The organism is Acinetobacter sp. N1-1 (assembly GCF_056711485.1).
Map to the genome: position 1 here is coordinate 1,278,443 of NZ_JBWXUO010000012.1, position 18,225 is coordinate 1,296,667.

The following is an 18,225-nucleotide window of genomic DNA, read 5'->3' on the forward strand; positions in this document are numbered from 1 at the left end:
AAACTAAGAACACTTTCATTGTTCTTAGTATGAATTTAAAAAGGTGAGAAAATTGCAACAGTTCGCTATTGGTCAACGTTGGCTATCCGATACAGAAACGGAACTCGGTCTAGGTGTTGTTATTGATGTGGATGAGCGTTCTGTCAGCATTTTATTTCCTAAGAGTGATGAGACGCGTGTTTATGCAAAAATGAATGCGCCATTATCTCGTATTATTTTTAATACGAAAGATGAGTTACATGACCAAGAAGGTTTAATTTGGAATGTTGAGTCTGCTGAAGAGCGATTTGGTGTTATCCGTTATCATGCTGTGCGTACATTAGAAAATGGTGAAGTTGAGAGAAAGACACTGAATGAAACACGTCTAGGCGCGCATATTCAACTTTCTAAACCATTGGATCGTATACTTGCAAGTCAAGTTGATGCGAAATCTTGGTATGACTTGCGCATTGAAGCATTGCAAATGCAAGCAAATATGCAATCGAATCCACTACGTGGTTTGATTGGTGCACGAGTGGGCTTAATTCCACATCAGCTTTATATTGCACATGAAGTGGGTAAGCGTTTTGCACCGCGTGTACTTTTAGCTGATGAAGTTGGTTTGGGTAAAACAATTGAGGCGGGTTTAATTATCCATCAGCAGCTCAAAACAGCACGTGCTGAGCGGATTCTTATTCTTGTTCCTGATTCATTACAATATCAGTGGATGATTGAAATGCGTCGCCGTTTCAATCTAAATTTCTCTATTTTTGATTTGACGCGTACAGCAGCAATTCGTGAACATGATCCTGAGCTAAATCCATTCCATACGGAACAATGTATTATTGCAAGCGTAGACTTAATGGTCGATCACGAAGATTTACGTGAGCAAGCGTTAGAAGCAGGATTTGATCTACTCGTTGTCGATGAAGCACATCATTTGATGTGGAATGAAGAGGAAGGCGGTAATGACCGTTATGATCTTGTGGATGAGTTCGCAGAGCAAACCGCAGGTGTCTTACTTTTAACTGCGACACCTGAACAATTGGGTGTAGAAAGCCACTTTGCACGTTTACGCTTATTAGATCCACAGCGTTTTAGTAGTTTAGATCGTTTCTTAGATGAAGAAGAAAAGTATAAACATACTGCAAAAATTGCTGAAGTTTTAATGTCTGATATACCGCTCACAGAAGATCATCTACAAATTGTAGAAAAGCTACTTGGGCATCGCATACAAGATCAAGAAGACCAACGTTATCAAGCGATTCAAGAACTTCTCGATCGTCATGGTACAGGACGTATCTTATTTAGGAATACGCGTGAAGCCATTCAAGGTTTCCCTGGTCGTGATTGTCAACCTGCACCATTACCTGCGCCAAACACATGGTCTAAAACTGGTAAATTGCGTGAACAGATGTGGCCTGAAGAAGCTCAGATTGATGGTGCTTGGATGCAAAATGATCCACGTGTTGAGTGGCTCATGGAAATTTTGCGTAAAGATCTTAAACAGAATAAAGTTTTACTAATTGCACGCAGTGGTCCTGTAGTGGAAGCATTAGAAAATGCTTTACGTCTGCATGCAGGTATTCGTACAGCAATGTTCCATGAGAGCATGAGCTTGTTAGAGCGAGATCAGGCTGCAGCATATTTTGCTGAAGATGGTGGTGCACAAATTTTACTATGCTCTGAAATTGGTTCGGAGGGGCGTAACTTTCAGTTCGCAAGCGATTTAATCTTATTTGATTTACCCGCAAACCCTGATGTACTTGAGCAGCGTATTGGTCGCCTTGACCGGATTGGTCAGGAAAACCGTATTCAAATTCATGTACCTTATTTGCTAGGGACAGCACAAGAAAGAATGTTCCGTTGGTATAATGAAGCATTAAATATTTTTAATCATATTTCACCAACAGCACAGACGTTACAAGAGAACTTTATTGTAGAGTTGAAAGATTCCTTACTCGAAGATAAAGGTCAGGAATTTGAAGATCTTTTAACACGTGTGACTGTTCAACGTCAGGCATTAGAGCAAGAGTTGCAAGAAGGTCGAGATCGTTTACTTGAATATAATTCATGTCGTCCTGTCGTAGCTCAAAATATTGTTCAAGCGTTAGATGACTATGATGACAACTCAACATTACCAATGTTTGTAAAAAGATTCATGTCCTCTACAAATATAGATTTTGATGAACAAAGTAATGGCACGGTGATTATTAAGCCGACTGATCAAATGCAAGTGCAGGGCTTAACACTTGAAGAAGATGGTATGACGGCAACGTTCTATCGAGATCAAGCGCAAATTCGTGAAGATGCACAGTATTTAACCTTAGAGCATCCGTTCATTGAAAGTATGATGGAAATGATTCGTACACAATCTTTTGGTAGTACGAATGTTGCTTTACTTAAATCAAATGCGATTAAACCGGGTGCTGTATTGGTTGAAGTGTGGTTTAAGGTAGATGTTATTGCACCAAAAGCATTAAATCTTCCTGCAAGTTTGCCAACGCAATTAATTCGTGTATTACTGAGTGAAAATGGACAAGATTTGTCACAGAAAATTGCTCCTGAAATTTTGCGTCCACACCTTAAACATTTAGATGGTAATAGTTGCCGTCAAATTGTTAAGGCTCGCCGTGATACTGTTGAAGAACGTTATGAACAAGCTTTAGGTTTAGCAAAAGAAAAGTTGCCGATGCTGAAAGAACAAGCCAAAGAGAACTATGGAAAACAGTGGCAATATGAGATTGATCGTTTAACGTATTTGAAAGCATTTAATCCAAGTATTCGTCAAGATGAAATTGAACGATTACAGCGATTACAAGCAGAAGGTTTAAGTTTATTGGATCATCTTTCTGTAACGCCTGAAGCAATTCAGATTCTAGTTACAGTAAAAGCATAGGCCTAAATAATAAAAAAAGCCCTCAATATGAGGGCTTTTTTTATTTAGATCATTTCTGCTTGTTTAAGCTCGAGTTTTAAATATGCATAAAATATAGGGGCAGCAATGAGCCCACCCATACCAAAAATTGCTTCAAAGATAAGCATGGCAAGTAATACTTCCCAAGCCTTTGCATTAATCTTGGTACCAATGATTTGTGCATTAATAAAATATTCAAGTTTATGTATAAGTACTAAGTAGACTAAACATGCTGTAGATACGGGTAAGGAGATTGTTAATCCTGCAACAACAATCAGTGAGTTTGAGATTAAATTACCTGCAATTGGAATTAGACCAAAAATAAATGTCAAAATAGTGAGTGTTTTAATAAATGGTAAGGTGACATGAAACACAGGAAGTAAAATAAAGGCAAATATAATAAATAGTACTGTGTTAATGAGTGAAATTTTAATTTGTGCAAAAACTACATTACGAAATGAAGTTGAAAGATAGATTACACGGTTAAACATAGCAGTTTTAAATGCAGGTTCATTTTCCTTTGAACGGGTTTGCATTGAAACTAAGATTCCAATAATAAGCCCGATGACTGCTGTTGCAATATTATGTAATAAGTCTGTACCTGCATGTCGCAAAGTTTCTATATTGTCTTTTAGAAAATCAACAATATTGTCTTTTGTATCTGAAACATCATCTGGAATATAACTTGGTAAGTAGTGAGCTATTTCTTGTTGAATGCTTGCCAAAGTTTTATCAATCTGATTACTAAAAGCTGTTAATCCAGAGCCCTGTAGGTCATGGAGTACGAAATTGATTAAACTTGTTAGACCTAAAATAAGAATAGATACAATCAGTAGGCTAAGAACAATACTTGAAATGACTTTGGTTTTATTGCTTTTGGTGTAGCGTTCAATAATAGAGTTTAATGAGCGAATAATTTCGTAAATTAAAAAACCTGCAAAGAAGCTAGAAAGTAAATGTAGTGGAATTATACAAATTAATGCAATAAATACAATAATATAGCTTGCAATAACACATTGACGATCACTGAATAGGTTCATAGTTTATCGGCTTTTATTTGGTATATGAGTAATAAGGCTTCTTTATAGTAATAGATATACTATGAAATATGACTTAAAGAGGTTAATTTTTATTTGTGTTTCTGATCTAAAATTCGAGCACCTTCTAAAATCATACGTATCATTAGCATGGTTTGTTCAGCAGTTCTACGGCGTTCTTTAAGTGGTAGATCCAAAACTTTTGCACCCATATTAAATACAAGCTGTGTAATACCAACCGCAACAATTTCAGGGTGTGCCATTTTACTATTATGCAATTCTTCTAGGCGAATTAAATCTTCTTGCAGCTCTTGTTGAAAAAAGTTGAGTTGTTGTTCTACAGCTTGCTTATATGAAATAGATCCTGTGTATCCCTCACGCAATAGTAGACTTAAATAACCTTCATCTGTATCAAGTTGTTGTAAGAATATTTCGACAGATGAACGAATAATACTTTCTTGCTGGGTTGCTTGAAGCCGAGCTTCACGAATAATTTGACGTAGAACGAGACCTGCACGATTAATGAGTTCAATTGCAAGCTCGTCAATATCTTTAAAGTGACGATAAAAGCTATTTGGCGCAATACTCGCTTCACGTGCGATTTCACGTAGGCTTAGAGAAGAAATACTTTTTTGTGGTCCAATAAGATTAAGTGTAGCTTGGAATAGCTCTTCTTTCGTAATGGTAGCTTTTCTGCCCACGGTACGTGTTGAAGTTTTTATAGGGCTTGCTGATACATTAAGCGCATCAGAGTTTATTATTGAGGAAGAGGTCATACTATCCATTGCAAATCATCTTTATTTTGAATTATAGCCTTATATCCATCTAATAAGGAATAGAGTAACGAAATGTTTTAAAGGGCAGTCAATACTATACATATATATATACATGTGTATAATAATTAAAAAGTCATAAATTAGAGATGACCTAGATGAATGTAGTACAGCGAAAAAGCCAAACTTTAGATTTTTTATCAGGTAGTGTTTGTGATAGCAATCTGCTTAATTTTTGGATGCAAAAAATTAACCCATTATGGTCTACACACCAAATATTAGGACAGATCTGTCACAAAGAATATATTACTGCCGATACTGTTTCATTAAAAATACGTTGTAGTAAACGTATGAACTTTGGTATAGCTGGTCAACATCATCCTGTTATTGTTGAAATTGATGGCCGTCGATTAGAGCGAACATATAGTTTGACTCAGTTAGATGAGCAACATGTAAAATTGACACTAAAAAAAGTACCTGGTGGTCTAGTGAGTACTTGGCTGTGTGAAACATCTAAAATTGGTGATGTTGTTGAATTCGGTCAGCCTTATGGCGAAATGTTACCGCAAAATTATGATGATAAGCAGTTAATTTTATTGGCGGCAGGAAGTGGTATTACGCCAATGTATAGTATGTTATATGCATTGGAAAAATCTGGTGAGTTAGCAAATTATCAAATACATTTATTGTACTGGGTTAAGTATGAAGATCAGGCTGCATTTTTAGATGTTTTTGAGCAATGGTCTAATAAATACTCTCAATTTACCTTTGATATTTTTTATACGCAATCTGAAACAGCAACAGCATCGCGTTTAAATGAAGAGCATGCACAAGAAATAGAAAATCTTGATCATAAAGTTGTATTTGCTTGTGGACCTTCTGGATTTGTTCATTTAGCACAACAGGTTTTTCAAGATGCAAAATTCTTTGAAAGTGAAGCATTTAGTTTATCTCCTACTGAAAACACAGAGGTTGGAACAGTAAAAGTAACGCTTACTCGTTCAAATCGTACAATTGAGATTCCGAAAGGGCAATCTATTTTAGATGCGCTTGAAAATGCAAACGAGAAGCCTATTTCCGGTTGTCGTATGGGAATTTGTAATAAGTGTTCTTGCAATAAAGTTACAGGAACAACAAAGAGTATAGCTACACAGTCAGAAAACTCAGAGCCTGGCAGTTCATTGCGAATTTGTATTAGTTCTGCAAAGTCAGACCTCGTTTTAGATTTATAAGAGAGCAATATCATGAATATGCGGGTAAAAACAGAATTTTTTAAAAATCCTAAAAATCGTGAGTTAACTCAAGAAGAGTTGGATGCTTTGGCAAAAGAGTTAGATCAGATTAAACAAGAAGTTTTGGATGATTTAGGCGAAAAAGACGCAAAATATATTCGTAAAGTATACTCTGCTGTTCGTTATACAGGTATTGCTGGACGTGCATTATTGTTTGCAGGATGGTTTCCACCAGCACTTATTTTAGGTGCAGGCTTACTTGGTATTTCTAAAATTATAGAAAATATGGAAGTTGGTCATAATGTTATGCATGGGCAATATGACTGGATGAATGATCCAAAGTTTATGGGTCAAAACTACGAATGGGATATTGTAGGTACTGCGGATAATTGGCGTCAGACACATAATTATACGCATCATACATATACAAATATTAAAGGTATGGATGATGACATTGGTTATGGTTTATTAAGACTTTTTCCTGAGCAACGATGGAAGAAAGGTCATTTATTGCAACCTTTATATAGTCTTCCATTTTGTGCGTTATTCCAATGGGGGGTTGCTATACAAAACCTTGAACTTGGAAAATTCTTTTTAGGACGTAAAACGAAAAAAGAGTTATGGGATGAATGGAAGCCTGTTCAAGATAAAGTTGCGAAGCAATTATTTAAGGATTATGTATTTTTTCCTTTGATTGCAGGACCAAGCGCAGCGCCTGTATTTGTTGGAAACTTAATTGCAAATGGTATTCGCAATGTTTGGACATTCAGTGTGATCTTCTGTGGTCATTTTACAAAAGATGCTGAGGTATTCCCAAAAACAGTTTTGCAAAATGAAAGCAAAGGGCATTGGTATATGCGCCAAATTCGTGGTTCTTCAAACCTAAAAGGTTCAGAACTATTCCATATTCTTACGGGTCATTTAAGCCACCAAATAGAACATCATTTATTTCCAGATGTTCCTGCACGCCGTTACAGAGGCATGGCACCAAAAGTGGAAGCTGTATGTAAGAAATATGGTTTGAATTACAATAATGCAAGTTTATTTAAGCAGTCTAGTCAAGTAATGGGACGTATTTTGAAATACGCACTCCCATTTAAAAAGTAGAGTGAAAAAGCGCAGTTATATACTGCGCTTTTTTTATACTAGAATATTATGATCTTGGCATACGGTTTCAAGAGATATACGGATATCATTCATGTTTTCATCACATTCAATTTCAATATAATCGTAATCGACAAGCTCTGTATGACGAGATTTAATTTGAATCATAATGGTATTATGAAGTAACTTAATTTTTTCAATAACATCTATAAATTCACTATCTGTATCATTTAAAGTTAGTATGAGCTCGTTATTTGCACTTCGATTGAGAATAACGAAGTCAATAGGGTCATCTATATCATCATAAAATGCAATGGATGGATAAATGTCTTCTTGAAGATGATTTACATGATGAGCATGAAAGTATTTCATGATAATAAAAGTCTACAATGTATTTGAAAGATAAATATATTATAGCCTCAAATTTAATTGGGTGACTTAAAAGCCGATATATTTCATTGAGGCTTGGACATTATTTGCATTTTGGAAAATAAAAGATACATAATCGTAAAAGATATAGAATTAAAAAATGGAATAATGGTAATTTAAAAACCTATAAAGAGGTTGAAAATGAAAAAATTAATGCTTTTAACTTTTTTGGCTACAGTGACTATTACAACGCTACATGCAGGAGAGGTAAGTAGCCTATTATCTGATAGAAGTGCTCAAGCAGAATTTAAGAAAATTAGTGCAAATAAAGCACTTCCAAGTTGGACTAAATATGAAGCAACGTCTTCACCGATTAAAACAGTGACTATAGCAGGGAAACAATATTCAGTTTTTAATGCATGTAAACCACATAATTGCTTTGCAGAACAAGTAGCAGTTATTTACTCACCATCAAGTAAGGAGATATCATCAGTATACTCTAAGTTTGATGATAAGAAGGGGATAGAGCAACTTACTTGGATGACGAATCAAGCAGAAATATCAATAGAGCAAAAAACTGTTTTACTTGCATCTATTACAGGGGCTTTGGAAAATTTTCCTAAAAAATTCAATTTTTAATACAATTTAGAAGATCAATAATGCATTTTATAAATTAAAGTAGCCTATAGGTAGGCTACTTTATGATTTTAATGATCTATTTAAACTGAATACTGCCATTTGCATTGACAGTAATCTTGGTATTACCCGCATCAAAATTTTGCGTTGTATCGGCATTTATTGCTGTTGCTTTTGCAAAGCTTGCACGTAGCATCATGGGTTGAGAAAACTGTTGATTATTATTGGTTTCTATATTTAAGTTAATTAATTGATACGTATTTTTTCTCCAAGCCTGCGTAAGCGCATTTGCACGCTCTTGAAAGTTTTTGGATGCTTCTAATACAAGCTCATTTTCTACTTTCTTTCTTTGACTATCAGAAACATTAAAGTGAATTGATGAAACTTGGAAGTTTGACTGTAGTTCATTAATTAAAATGCTCATGGCTTTGAAATCATTACTTTGTAATAGTATTTCTGCACGCCCACGCCATTCTTTTAGTTTCTGATTATCATCATAAATTGGGTAGGTACTTTGAGTCCCTGTTTTTGTCTGAATTTGGGGATATTTTTTTGTGATCGAAATTCCTTGATTCATTATGGATGTAATCAGGTTTGCTAACTCACTAGGTTGTTTGCTACTTTTTTCGATAAATAGAGTTGCTTGCATTTGGTCATTATTTACATCTTTTGAAGCATCTGCTTGTATATTAACCACATCGTAGTTCAATGGCGTGCTCTCTGCTGCAAATATTGACGAAGACATAGCAAAAAAAACACTTGATAATACTAAAAAACGCATAAAAATATCCTATTATTTTAATATAAAATACTACCTATAGTTTTTTCTAAAACAGATTATTTTTGTAGCGCATTTGTTAGAATTTTGATAATTTTTCATAAAAATGAAATGATCTAAAGATTATTATAAACAATAGCTTAAATAAATTTATTTTTATTTTTTTAGGTTTCTCTTCTTAAAATAATTGGATATGATTTTTAATTCTAATTTTTAATTTGGAGATTAGATATAAGCATGTTTACACTAAGTATAGAGTTGATGAAAATGATTGCTTAATTTAATAAAATAAAGTTTTTAAGGGTCTTTATTTTTATATAAAAAAGCGTATCATCCCCCTCCTAGTTAATAAGTTCTATATCTTGATATTTAACTGGAAATTCTAAAGCGCCGAGTCAAAAGACCACACGTCACCAGACTTATTTCTTTCAACCCTTATCAGAGATGGTAATCCGATATGAGCGTTAATTCTGTAAATCCAGCCACTAATAATTCTACTAACGAATACTACCTGACTCGCCAAAGTCAGATGGAGTCGAATGTTCGTAGTTATCCACGTAAATTGCCGTTAGCAATAGCGAAAGCACAAGGTTGTTGGGTTACTGATGTTGAAGGTAAAGAATACCTCGATTGTTTAGCTGGGGCAGGGACATTGGCTTTGGGCCATAACCATCCTGCAGTGATCCAAAGTATTCAAGACACACTTGCGAGTGGTGTTCCATTGCATACTTTAGATTTAACAACACCATTAAAAGATAAGTTTTCTGAAACATTACTATCTTATTTACCAGGTGGTAAAGAAGAGTACTGTTTACAATTTTGTGGTCCATCTGGGGCAGATGCAACAGAAGCTGCAATGAAACTTGCAAAAACATATACTGGACGAGGTGCTGTAATTAGCTTCTCTGGTGGTTATCATGGTATGACACATGGTTCATTGTCTGTAACAGGTAACTTAGGTGCAAAAAATGCCGTAAGTAATATGATGCCTGGTGTACAGTTTTTACCATATCCACATGAATACCGTTGTCCACTTGGTGTGGGTGGTGAGGCTGGTGTTGATGCATTAACTTACTACTTTGAACAGTTTATTGAAGATGTAGAAAGTGGTGTAACTAAGCCTGCTGCAGTTATTCTTGAAGCCATTCAAGGTGAAGGCGGTGTTGTTGTTGCACCAACGAAATGGTTACGTAAGATTCGTGAAGTGACTGAAAAGCACGGTATTGTATTAATTCTTGATGAAGTACAAGCTGGTTTCTCACGTTCAGGAAAAATGTTTGCATTTGAACATGCAGGTATTGAACCAGATATTATTGTAATGTCTAAAGCTGTTGGTGGTAGCTTACCATTAGCTGTACTTGGTATTAAGCGTAAGTTTGATGCATGGTCACCAGGTGCACATACAGGTACTTTCCGTGGTAACCAACTCGCAATGGGTACAGGTCTTGCATCATTACAAGTGATTAAAGAGCAAAACTTAGCACAAAATGCCCAAGAGCGTGGTGATTATATTCAAGCTGAAATTAAGAAACTTGCTACAGAGTTTCCATGCATTGGCAATGTGCGCGGTCGTGGTTTGATGATTGGTATTGAGATCGTTGATGAACGTTTGCCAGCAGACCATATGGGTTCTTTCCCTGCGGATTCCAAACTAACTGCAGCAATCCAGACTGCATGTTTCAATAATCAATTATTGCTTGAAAAAGGTGGTCGTAACGGTACGGTTATCCGCTTACTTTGCCCACTTATTATTAATCAAGAAGAAACTGAAGAGTTAATTAAACGCTTCAAAAAAGCAGTTGCTGAAGCTCTAACTGCTGTACGAGGTGCTTAATCTATGGTTGATTTTGCACAACATCGTCAATCATTGCTTTGCAATGATGCGCAATCCATTGCTGACTATGAGTCAGCAATGGAGAAAGCAACAGAAGCTGTGAGTGCTTGGTTGCAAAATGACAAAATGTATACAGGTGGAAGTATTAAGGAATTGCGATCTGCAATCTCTTTTAATGCAACTAAAGAAGGTTTAGGTGTACAAGTTGCGCTACAGCGTATGATTGAACTTTTTTTAAATAAAAGTTTAAAGGTGCATCACCCACATTCTTTAGCACACTTACATTGTCCTACAATGGTTGTTAGCCAAGTTGCCGAAGTACTAATTAATGCAACGAACCAATCTATGGATTCATGGGATCAAAGTCCCGCGGGTTCTTTAATGGAAGTTCAACTTATTGACTGGTTGCGTCAGAAAGTAGGCTATGGTACAGGTCAAGCAGGTGTATTTACATCTGGCGGCACACAATCTAATTTAATGGGCGTTTTACTTGCACGTGATAAGTGTATAGCTACTCATTGGAATGGACATTCAGTGCAACGTGATGGTATTCCAAGTGATGCCATGAAAAATGTGAAAGTTATTTGTTCTGAAAATGCTCACTTTTCTGTACAGAAAAATATGGCATTAATGGGTATGGGCTTCCAATCAGTTGTTACTGTTCCTGTAAATGAAAATGCTCAGATGGATACAAAAGCGCTTGAAGAAACAATGGCGCAATTAAAATCTGAAGGTAAAATCGTTGCATGTGTTGTCGCAACAGCAGGTACAACAGATGCAGGTGCAATTGATCCATTAAAAGAAATTCGTACAATTACTGAAGCTTACGGTACATGGATGCATGTAGATGCAGCATGGGGTGGTGCGCTTATTCTTTCTAATGACTATCGTCATTGGTTAGATGGTTTAGAGCTAGCTGATTCTGTGACGTTGGACTTTCATAAGCATTATTTCCAAACCATTAGTTGTGGTGCATTCTTATTAAAAGATGAAGCGAATTATCGCTTTATGCATTATGAAGCAGAGTATTTAAATTCTGCATATGATGAAGAGCATGGTGTGCCAAATCTTGTTTCTAAATCATTGCAAACAACTCGTCGTTTTGATGCATTAAAATTGTGGATGACAGTTGAAGCATTAGGTGAAACACTTTATGGTTCAATGATTGATCATGGTATTAAGTTATCACGTGAAGTTGCAGATTATATTCAAGCTGATGAAGAGTTAGAACTATTGGTACAACCACAATTTGCTTCAGTACTCTTTAGGTTAGTTCCTAAAGGATATCCAGCAGAGTTGATTGATAGTTTGAATCAAAATGTTGCAGATGAGCTATTTGCACGTGGTGAAGCAAATGTAGGTGTAACCAAAGTTGGTGAAACTCAGTCTCTGAAAATGACTTTACTGAGCCCTGTAGTAACATTAGATAATGTGAAAAATCTATTATCTCAAATTACAGCAGAAGCAAATCGTATTAAAGATGATATTGTTTCAGGTACATATACACCACCAATAGATTAATTAGTTGATTTTAAATAAAAGGCTGCCTTTATGGTGGCCTTTTATATTGTTGATTTAGTGTTAATTTAAGGTTTATTTAATATTGGAAAATTAAAATAATGTTGCTATTTTAATTTATAATTAAAGTGTAATAAATTTGTAACTAAACTGTCATTTAAAAAAACCAAAATGTATTCCAAGCGAATATGATAAAGATATTACTCAGTACCATCAGTGATATCAATTTGAGGTTTTGAGAGATGACAATGAAATTAAGTAAAAAATATGCAGCACTTGCATTAGCTGTTTCAGGCGCAGTGTGTACTGTACATGCAAATGCAGCACGTGAAACAATTCAAATTGCAGGATCTTCAACTGTATTACCATATGCAAGCATTGTGGCTGAAGAGTTTGGTAACACTTTTCCTCAATTTAAACCACCAGTTGTAGGCTCTGGTGGTACTTCTGGCGGTTTGAAACAGTTCTGCCAAGGCGTTGGCGATAATACAATCGATATTGCAAATGCTTCACGTAAAATTAAAGAATCAGAAGTAGAAAGCTGTAATAAAGCAGGTGTGAAAAAGATTCAAGAAGTAAAAATTGGTTATGATGGTATTGTATTTGCGTCAAATTCATCTAAGCCAGCTTTTCACTTAAAGCCATATCATGTATTTACCGCATTGGCAGCTGAGTTACCATCAAATGGTAAGCTTGTCGCAAATCCATACACACATTGGAATCAGATTGATCCAACATTACCAAATGAACCAATTACATTGGTAATTCCTGCATCTAATCATGGTACACGTGAAGTCTTCCAAGAAAAAATGGTGGAAGCAGGATGTGAAACTTATAGCTATTTCAAGGGGCTGTCAAAAGAAAATCAACAAAAGGCATGTTCTAGTTTCCGTAAAGATGGTCGTGTTGTTGAAATTTCAGGTGACTATACTGAAACATTGGCACGTTTAAAAACTTCTCCTAATGCTGTAGGTGTATTTGGTTTAGGTTTCTATGATCAAAATAAAGACCGTTTACGTGTTGCAACAGTAAATAATGTTGTTCCAAGTGAACGTACTGTATTAGATGGAACTTACCCTGTATCGCGTCCACTTTATTTCTATGTGAAAGGTGAGCATGCTAAAATTGTTAAAGGCTTACCGCAGTATGTTGAGTTTTTCTTAAATAAGAAAACTTCAGGCAAGGGGTCAAAACTTGATAAAGCAGGCTTAATTGCTATGTCTGATGCTGAGCGTGCTCAAATATTAGCTGACTTTAAAGCAGGTAAATCTGTTAAGTAATTAGTTATAAAATAAGGTGGAGTGGGGTAATGCTCATTCACACCTTTTTTTATATTGTAGACATAAATAGCGGAGAGAAGATGAATCTGCTTCTAATAGGTGTATTGCTTGCTTTAATTGCTATTGGTTATCAGCTAGGGTTAAAAAAAAGCCGTAGTATTGCAGGCCAAGGAAATAATTCAGCTGTATTACATTCACGACCTGGATATTATGGAACGCTCGTTGCATTGTGGTGCGGTATCCCATCATGTCTAATTTTTCTATTGTGGAGTATTTTTGAACCTATGATCTTAAGTCATATGGTTTTTAATCAACTTCCAGCAGATGTTTTATCTCACTTGGATCCGGCAGGAAAATCCGTTTTACTTGATAGAGTAAAAGCAATCGCATCAGGTTTTGGTATTACAGATCATGCACAGCAGTACGAGTTAGTTATTGCGAAACAGTATGCTGAAGCATTGAGCATTGGAAAATATGCACAATTTACTTTGGTGGTGTGTATTGCTTTAGCTGGATTAGTATTTGCAAATAGAAAAATTAATAAAAAATTCCGTGCTCGTAACTATGTCGAAAGAATTATTAGTGTAAGTCTTGCATTATGTTCAGGCGTAGCAATCTTAACGACAATTGGTATTGTTATGTCAATGTTAAGTGAAGCATTAAGGTTTTTTCATTTTGTTAGTCCAACAGATTTTTTCTTAGGCCGTGAGTGGAACCCTGGCTTTAGCACATCAGGAAATGCTGAAGGAAGTTATGGTTTATTACCGCTATTATGGGGTACTATTTTAGTAAGTATTATTGCACTTCTTGTGGCAATTCCTGTGGGATTGTTTATTGCTATTTATCTTGCTGAGTATGCAACGCCACGTTTAAGGTCTTGGGTAAAACCAACAATTGAAATTCTTGCTGGTATTCCAACAATTGTTTATGGGGTGTTTGCGTTAATGGTTGTTGGTCCTTTCTTCAAAATGATTGGAGATAGTGTTGGATTACATATTAATGCAACAAGTGCACTGACTGCTGGTTTTGTTATGGGCGTAATGATTATTCCTTTTGTTTCTTCATTATCAGATGACATTATTACTCAGGTGCCAAGAACCTTACGTGATGGATCACTAGGTTTAGGTGCAACTAAATCTGAAACAATTCGTCAAGTTGTTTTACCTGCGGCATTACCAGGGATTATAGGAGCTTTTTTATTGGCTGCCTCTCGTGCTATAGGGGAAACAATGATTGTTGTTCTTGCAGCAGGGAATAGCCCACTTCTTCAAATTAATCCTTTGGAAGCCGTTTCAACAGTTACAGTAACTATTGTAAACCAGTTAACAGGTGATACAGATTTTGCGAGTCCGCAAGCTTTAGTCGCATTTGCATTGGGTCTAACGTTATTTGTAATTACTTTAGGCCTAAATATTGTTGCACTGTATATCGTGCGTAAATATCGCGAGCAATACGAATGAGCATGAATACATCTATGAATAAATCAGCTGAAATGTTGACTGCCAAAGAGCTGAGTGATCAACGTAAGAAAATGGTCATACAATCTTTAGGTAAGCGACATCGCAAAGAAAAGCGCTTTAGAGTTTTTGGATTTAGTGCAGTTTGTATTGGTCTAATGTTTGTCGCTATTTTATTTGGTAGTATCTTATATAAAGGTCTGCCAGCATTTTGGCAAACAAGTATGACTGTTCCTGTGTATTTTGACCCCAAAATTATTGATGCAGGTCCACCACCTATACAGGAAAGTAATGAATCTCCAGCAGTATTTCAAGAACGTTATATTGATTGGCAAACTAAAATGGGAATGGTTGATTGGGATGCTTTAATCTCTAAGTCAATTGTTGCCCAAAATAAAAGTTTGGAAAGTAAAGAGAGTGAATTAAATAGCATTTATACGAGCTCAGAAACTTATCGTGTAAGAGACATGATATTTGCTGACCCTAGCTTAGTTGGAAAAACGGTAGATATTAAACTGCTTGCAGATGCAAATATTGATGTATGGCTTTCTGGGAAAATTGACAGATCTCTACCTGATGATAGGCAGCAGTTGAGCCCTGAAATTCGTCACCTTGCAGATGAATTAAAGGCTAAAGATATTTTAAAGAATACATTCAATTTTCAAATATTTACGAATACAGACTCTCGTAGTTCCCCAGCAAGTAGTGGTTTGGCAGGTGCTTTTGTTGGTTCACTGTTTATGATGCTAATTGTAATCTTTGTTTCGATTCCAATTGGGGTTGCAAGCGCAATTTACTTAGAGGAATTTGCTAAGGAAAGTGTTATTACAGATATTATAGAAGTAAATATTAATAACTTAGCAGCAGTTCCATCAATTGTATTTGGTTTGCTTGGCGCTGCAATTTTTATTGGATGGATGCACTTGCCATTATCTGCACCTCTTGTCGGTGGTCTAGTGCTGAGTTTAATGACTTTACCAACAGTCATCATTACAACGCGTGCTTCTTTAAAAGCTGTGCCACCATCAATTAGGCAAGCAGCGCAAGGTTTAGGTGCATCTAAAGTGCAAACCGTTTTCCATCATGTATTGCCACTTGCATTACCGGGTATTTTAACAGGTGCAATTATTGGTGTTGCACAAGCTTTAGGTGAAACAGCGCCATTATTGCTTATAGGGATGAGTGCATTTGTAGCGAGTGTACCAACAACGCCTATAGATCAATCAACTGCATTACCAGTACAAGTGTTTTTATGGCAAGGAAATGAGTTGCGTAACTTCTTTGAGGGAAGAACAGCAGCAGCCATTATTGTACTTTTAGCAATGATGATTAGTTTGAATGGTTTAGCCATTTGGTTAAGAAAGAAATTTGAAGTACGTTGGTAAGTGGAGCGTTTAGATATGAATACATTAGATCCAACTCGTACCCTAGAGCAGAATCAAACAGATATGACAGCAGATACACAACCCCATATTAGTATTGGTAGTTTTGAACAAGCGAATGCTGAGTCAGCATCTGAGAACTCACAAAAGCAAGTTAAGCTACGTACCGAAGATGTACATGTATATTATGGTGAAAGTGAAGCAATAAAGGGTATTGATCTTGATATTTACCAAAATGAAGTAGTGGCTTTTATTGGCCCATCTGGTTGTGGTAAGTCTACATTTTTACGTACGCTTAACCGTATGAACGATACCATCGAAAGCTGTCGTGTAACTGGTAAAGTTATGCTTGATCAGCAAGATATCTATGATCCAAATTTAGATGTTGTATTACTTCGTGCACAAGTAGGTATGGTATTCCAAAAGCCAAATCCTTTTCCAAAATCAATTTTCGATAATGTTGCTTATGGACCCAAATTACATGGTTTAGCACGTAATAAATATGATTTAGAGGAAATTGTTGAAAATAGCTTGCGTAAGGCTGGTCTGTGGGAAGAAGTAAAAGAACGCTTAAACCAACCAGGCACAAGTTTGTCTGGTGGTCAGCAACAGCGTTTATGTATCGCACGAACAATTGCAGTAAGTCCAGATGTTATTCTTATGGATGAACCATGTTCCGCACTCGATCCAATTGCAACTGCAAAAGTTGAAGAGCTTATCTCTGAGCTTTCAACACAATATACCATTGCAATTGTAACTCACTCAATGCAACAGGCAGCACGTGTATCTAACCGTACTGCATACTTCCATTTGGGTGATTTGATTGAAGTAAATTCTACTGAAAAAGTATTTACTCAGCCTGACCATCAATTGACTGAAGCGTATATTACAGGTCGTTTTGGTTAATGTTAGTATGATATGTTGTATAGAAGCCTCTAATAAAATTTAGAGGCTTTTTTATTTGAAGAGATTGAGAAAATGCTTAAGTTTATATATTTCGTTCCAGATTCACATTTAGAACAAACTAAGAAAGCAATATTTCTTGCTAAAGCAGGCGAAAGTGATAAATATGAACATTGTGTATGGCAGGTAAAAGGTCTAGGTCAGTTTAAAGCAAAGCAAGGATCGGAACCATTTTTAGGTAAAATTGAGCAAATAGAATATGTGGAGGAGTGGCGTGTTGAAACTATTGTTCGTGAGGAGAATGCAAAACAGATATTGAATGCATTATTAGATACTCATCCTTATGAAGAACCTGCATTTGAGTTTATAAAGTTATATGATTTAACTATTGAAAACTGAATTATTTGCATCAATTAAATATATTTTCTATTATGAAAATACAATGATTGAAAAAATGCTTATGTTGTCTTTAGATTATGTTGTCTTTATTGGACGTTTCCAACCATTTCATCTTGCACATATGAAAACTATTGAAATGGCTTTAGAGAAAAGTTGCTATGTTGTTGTTGCTTTAGGTTCTGCACAAGAAGAGAGGAGTGTAAAAAACCCTTTTCTTGCAAAAGAGCGAGAGGAAATGATTTTATCGAACTTTAATCTAGCACAGCAAGAAAGAATACTTTTTGTTCATATTATTGATGTGTATAATGATGAAAAATGGGTAAATCAAGTTAAATCTAAAGTGTTAGAAAAGACAGGGTCAGCCCAACAGATCGGTTTAATTGGTCACTTTAAAGATAATTCATCATATTATTTAACTCTCTTTCCTGAATGGCAACTTATTGAATTAGAGAGCTTAGAAAATGCCTTATCTGCAACGCCAATGCGAGAAGATTTTTATAAAGGTCAAATACAAGAAAAATATTTTCCACAAGGTACGATTAGCTTCTTAAAAAATTTTAAGAAAAAAAAACCTTATGAGCAATTACGAACACAGTTTTTTAAGGATCAAGCTTAAAAATACAATTA

At 35.7% G+C, this 18,225-nt stretch carries 16 protein-coding genes; 12 read left to right on the forward strand and 4 right to left on the reverse strand.

Annotated features, from left to right (window positions below; genetic code table 11):
• Nucleotides 1-43 precede the first annotated feature (43 nt).
• Nucleotides 44-2,878: an RNA polymerase-associated protein RapA gene (rapA, locus tag AC1MPL_RS06275; RefSeq protein WP_479764950.1), complete on the forward strand. Its 2,835-nt coding sequence runs from the start codon at nt 44-46 to the stop codon at nt 2,876-2,878.
• 44 nt (nt 2,879-2,922) lie between these two features.
• Here rapA and AC1MPL_RS06280 read toward each other — a convergent pair whose 3' ends face one another.
• Together AC1MPL_RS06280 and fabR are read right to left on the reverse strand one after the other, a co-directional pair.
• Nucleotides 2,923-3,936: an AI-2E family transporter gene (locus tag AC1MPL_RS06280; RefSeq protein WP_479764951.1), complete on the reverse strand. Its 1,014-nt coding sequence runs from the start codon at nt 3,934-3,936 to the stop codon at nt 2,923-2,925.
• Nucleotides 3,937-4,025: 89 nt separating this feature from the next.
• Nucleotides 4,026-4,709, reverse strand: coding sequence for an HTH-type transcriptional repressor FabR (gene fabR, locus AC1MPL_RS06285; RefSeq protein WP_479766176.1), 684 nt, complete (start codon nt 4,707-4,709; stop codon nt 4,026-4,028).
• Nucleotides 4,710-4,864: 155 nt separating this feature from the next.
• Here fabR and AC1MPL_RS06290 point away from each other — a divergent pair, with 155 nt between their 5' ends.
• Complete coding sequence (locus tag AC1MPL_RS06290) at nt 4,865-5,938, forward strand: flavin reductase family protein (RefSeq protein WP_479764952.1); 1,074 nt, start codon at nt 4,865-4,867, stop codon at nt 5,936-5,938.
• A gap of 12 nt (nt 5,939-5,950) precedes the next feature.
• A complete protein-coding gene (locus tag AC1MPL_RS06295; protein ID WP_479764953.1) occupies nt 5,951-7,045 on the forward strand; it encodes a fatty acid desaturase family protein in 1,095 nt (364 codons plus the stop codon).
• Between the two features lie 33 nt (nt 7,046-7,078).
• On the opposite strand, the gene AC1MPL_RS06300 is transcribed toward AC1MPL_RS06295, so the two are convergent.
• A complete protein-coding gene (locus AC1MPL_RS06300; protein ID WP_479764954.1) occupies nt 7,079-7,414 on the reverse strand; it encodes a hypothetical protein in 336 nt (111 codons plus the stop codon).
• Between the two features lie 198 nt (nt 7,415-7,612).
• Here AC1MPL_RS06300 and AC1MPL_RS06305 point away from each other — a divergent pair, with 198 nt between their 5' ends.
• Nucleotides 7,613-8,050 carry an Ivy family c-type lysozyme inhibitor gene (locus AC1MPL_RS06305; protein WP_479764955.1) on the forward strand — a complete coding sequence of 146 codons (438 nt, stop codon included), beginning with the start codon at nt 7,613-7,615 and terminating at the stop codon, nt 8,048-8,050.
• A gap of 76 nt (nt 8,051-8,126) precedes the next feature.
• On the opposite strand, the gene AC1MPL_RS06310 is transcribed toward AC1MPL_RS06305, so the two are convergent.
• On the reverse strand, nt 8,127-8,828 hold the full coding sequence (locus AC1MPL_RS06310; RefSeq protein ID WP_479764956.1) for an SIMPL domain-containing protein: 702 nt from the start codon (nt 8,826-8,828) through the stop codon (nt 8,127-8,129).
• A 454-nt stretch (nt 8,829-9,282) separates the two neighbouring features.
• Here AC1MPL_RS06310 and AC1MPL_RS06315 point away from each other — a divergent pair, with 454 nt between their 5' ends.
• The 8 genes from AC1MPL_RS06315 (at nt 9,283) to AC1MPL_RS06350 (ending at nt 18,214) form a co-directional block, all read left to right on the forward strand.
• A complete protein-coding gene (locus AC1MPL_RS06315) occupies nt 9,283-10,659 on the forward strand; it encodes a diaminobutyrate--2-oxoglutarate transaminase (RefSeq protein WP_479764957.1) in 1,377 nt (458 codons plus the stop codon).
• Between the two features lie 3 nt (nt 10,660-10,662).
• On the forward strand, nt 10,663-12,180 hold the full coding sequence (locus tag AC1MPL_RS06320; protein ID WP_479764958.1) for a pyridoxal phosphate-dependent decarboxylase family protein: 1,518 nt from the start codon (nt 10,663-10,665) through the stop codon (nt 12,178-12,180).
• A gap of 245 nt (nt 12,181-12,425) precedes the next feature.
• Entirely contained in the window at nt 12,426-13,457 is a 1,032-nt protein-coding gene (locus AC1MPL_RS06325; protein ID WP_479764959.1) for a substrate-binding domain-containing protein, read from the forward strand.
• An 80-nt stretch (nt 13,458-13,537) separates the two neighbouring features.
• Nucleotides 13,538-14,917, forward strand: coding sequence for a phosphate ABC transporter permease subunit PstC (gene pstC / locus AC1MPL_RS06330; RefSeq protein ID WP_479764960.1), 1,380 nt, complete (start codon nt 13,538-13,540; stop codon nt 14,915-14,917).
• Between the two features lie 14 nt (nt 14,918-14,931).
• The gene (gene pstA / locus AC1MPL_RS06335) at nt 14,932-16,299 is read left to right on the forward strand and encodes a phosphate ABC transporter permease PstA (RefSeq protein ID WP_479764961.1); all 1,368 of its coding nucleotides are present in this window, start codon (nt 14,932-14,934) and stop codon (nt 16,297-16,299) included.
• Between the two features lie 15 nt (nt 16,300-16,314).
• A complete protein-coding gene (pstB, locus tag AC1MPL_RS06340; RefSeq protein WP_479764962.1) occupies nt 16,315-17,202 on the forward strand; it encodes a phosphate ABC transporter ATP-binding protein PstB in 888 nt (295 codons plus the stop codon).
• 72 nt (nt 17,203-17,274) lie between these two features.
• Nucleotides 17,275-17,598, forward strand: coding sequence for an NGG1p interacting factor NIF3 (locus AC1MPL_RS06345; protein ID WP_479764963.1), 324 nt, complete (start codon nt 17,275-17,277; stop codon nt 17,596-17,598).
• A gap of 61 nt (nt 17,599-17,659) precedes the next feature.
• Complete coding sequence (locus tag AC1MPL_RS06350; protein WP_479766178.1) at nt 17,660-18,214, forward strand: nicotinate-nicotinamide nucleotide adenylyltransferase; 555 nt, start codon at nt 17,660-17,662, stop codon at nt 18,212-18,214.
• Nucleotides 18,215-18,225: the final 11 nt, after the last annotated feature.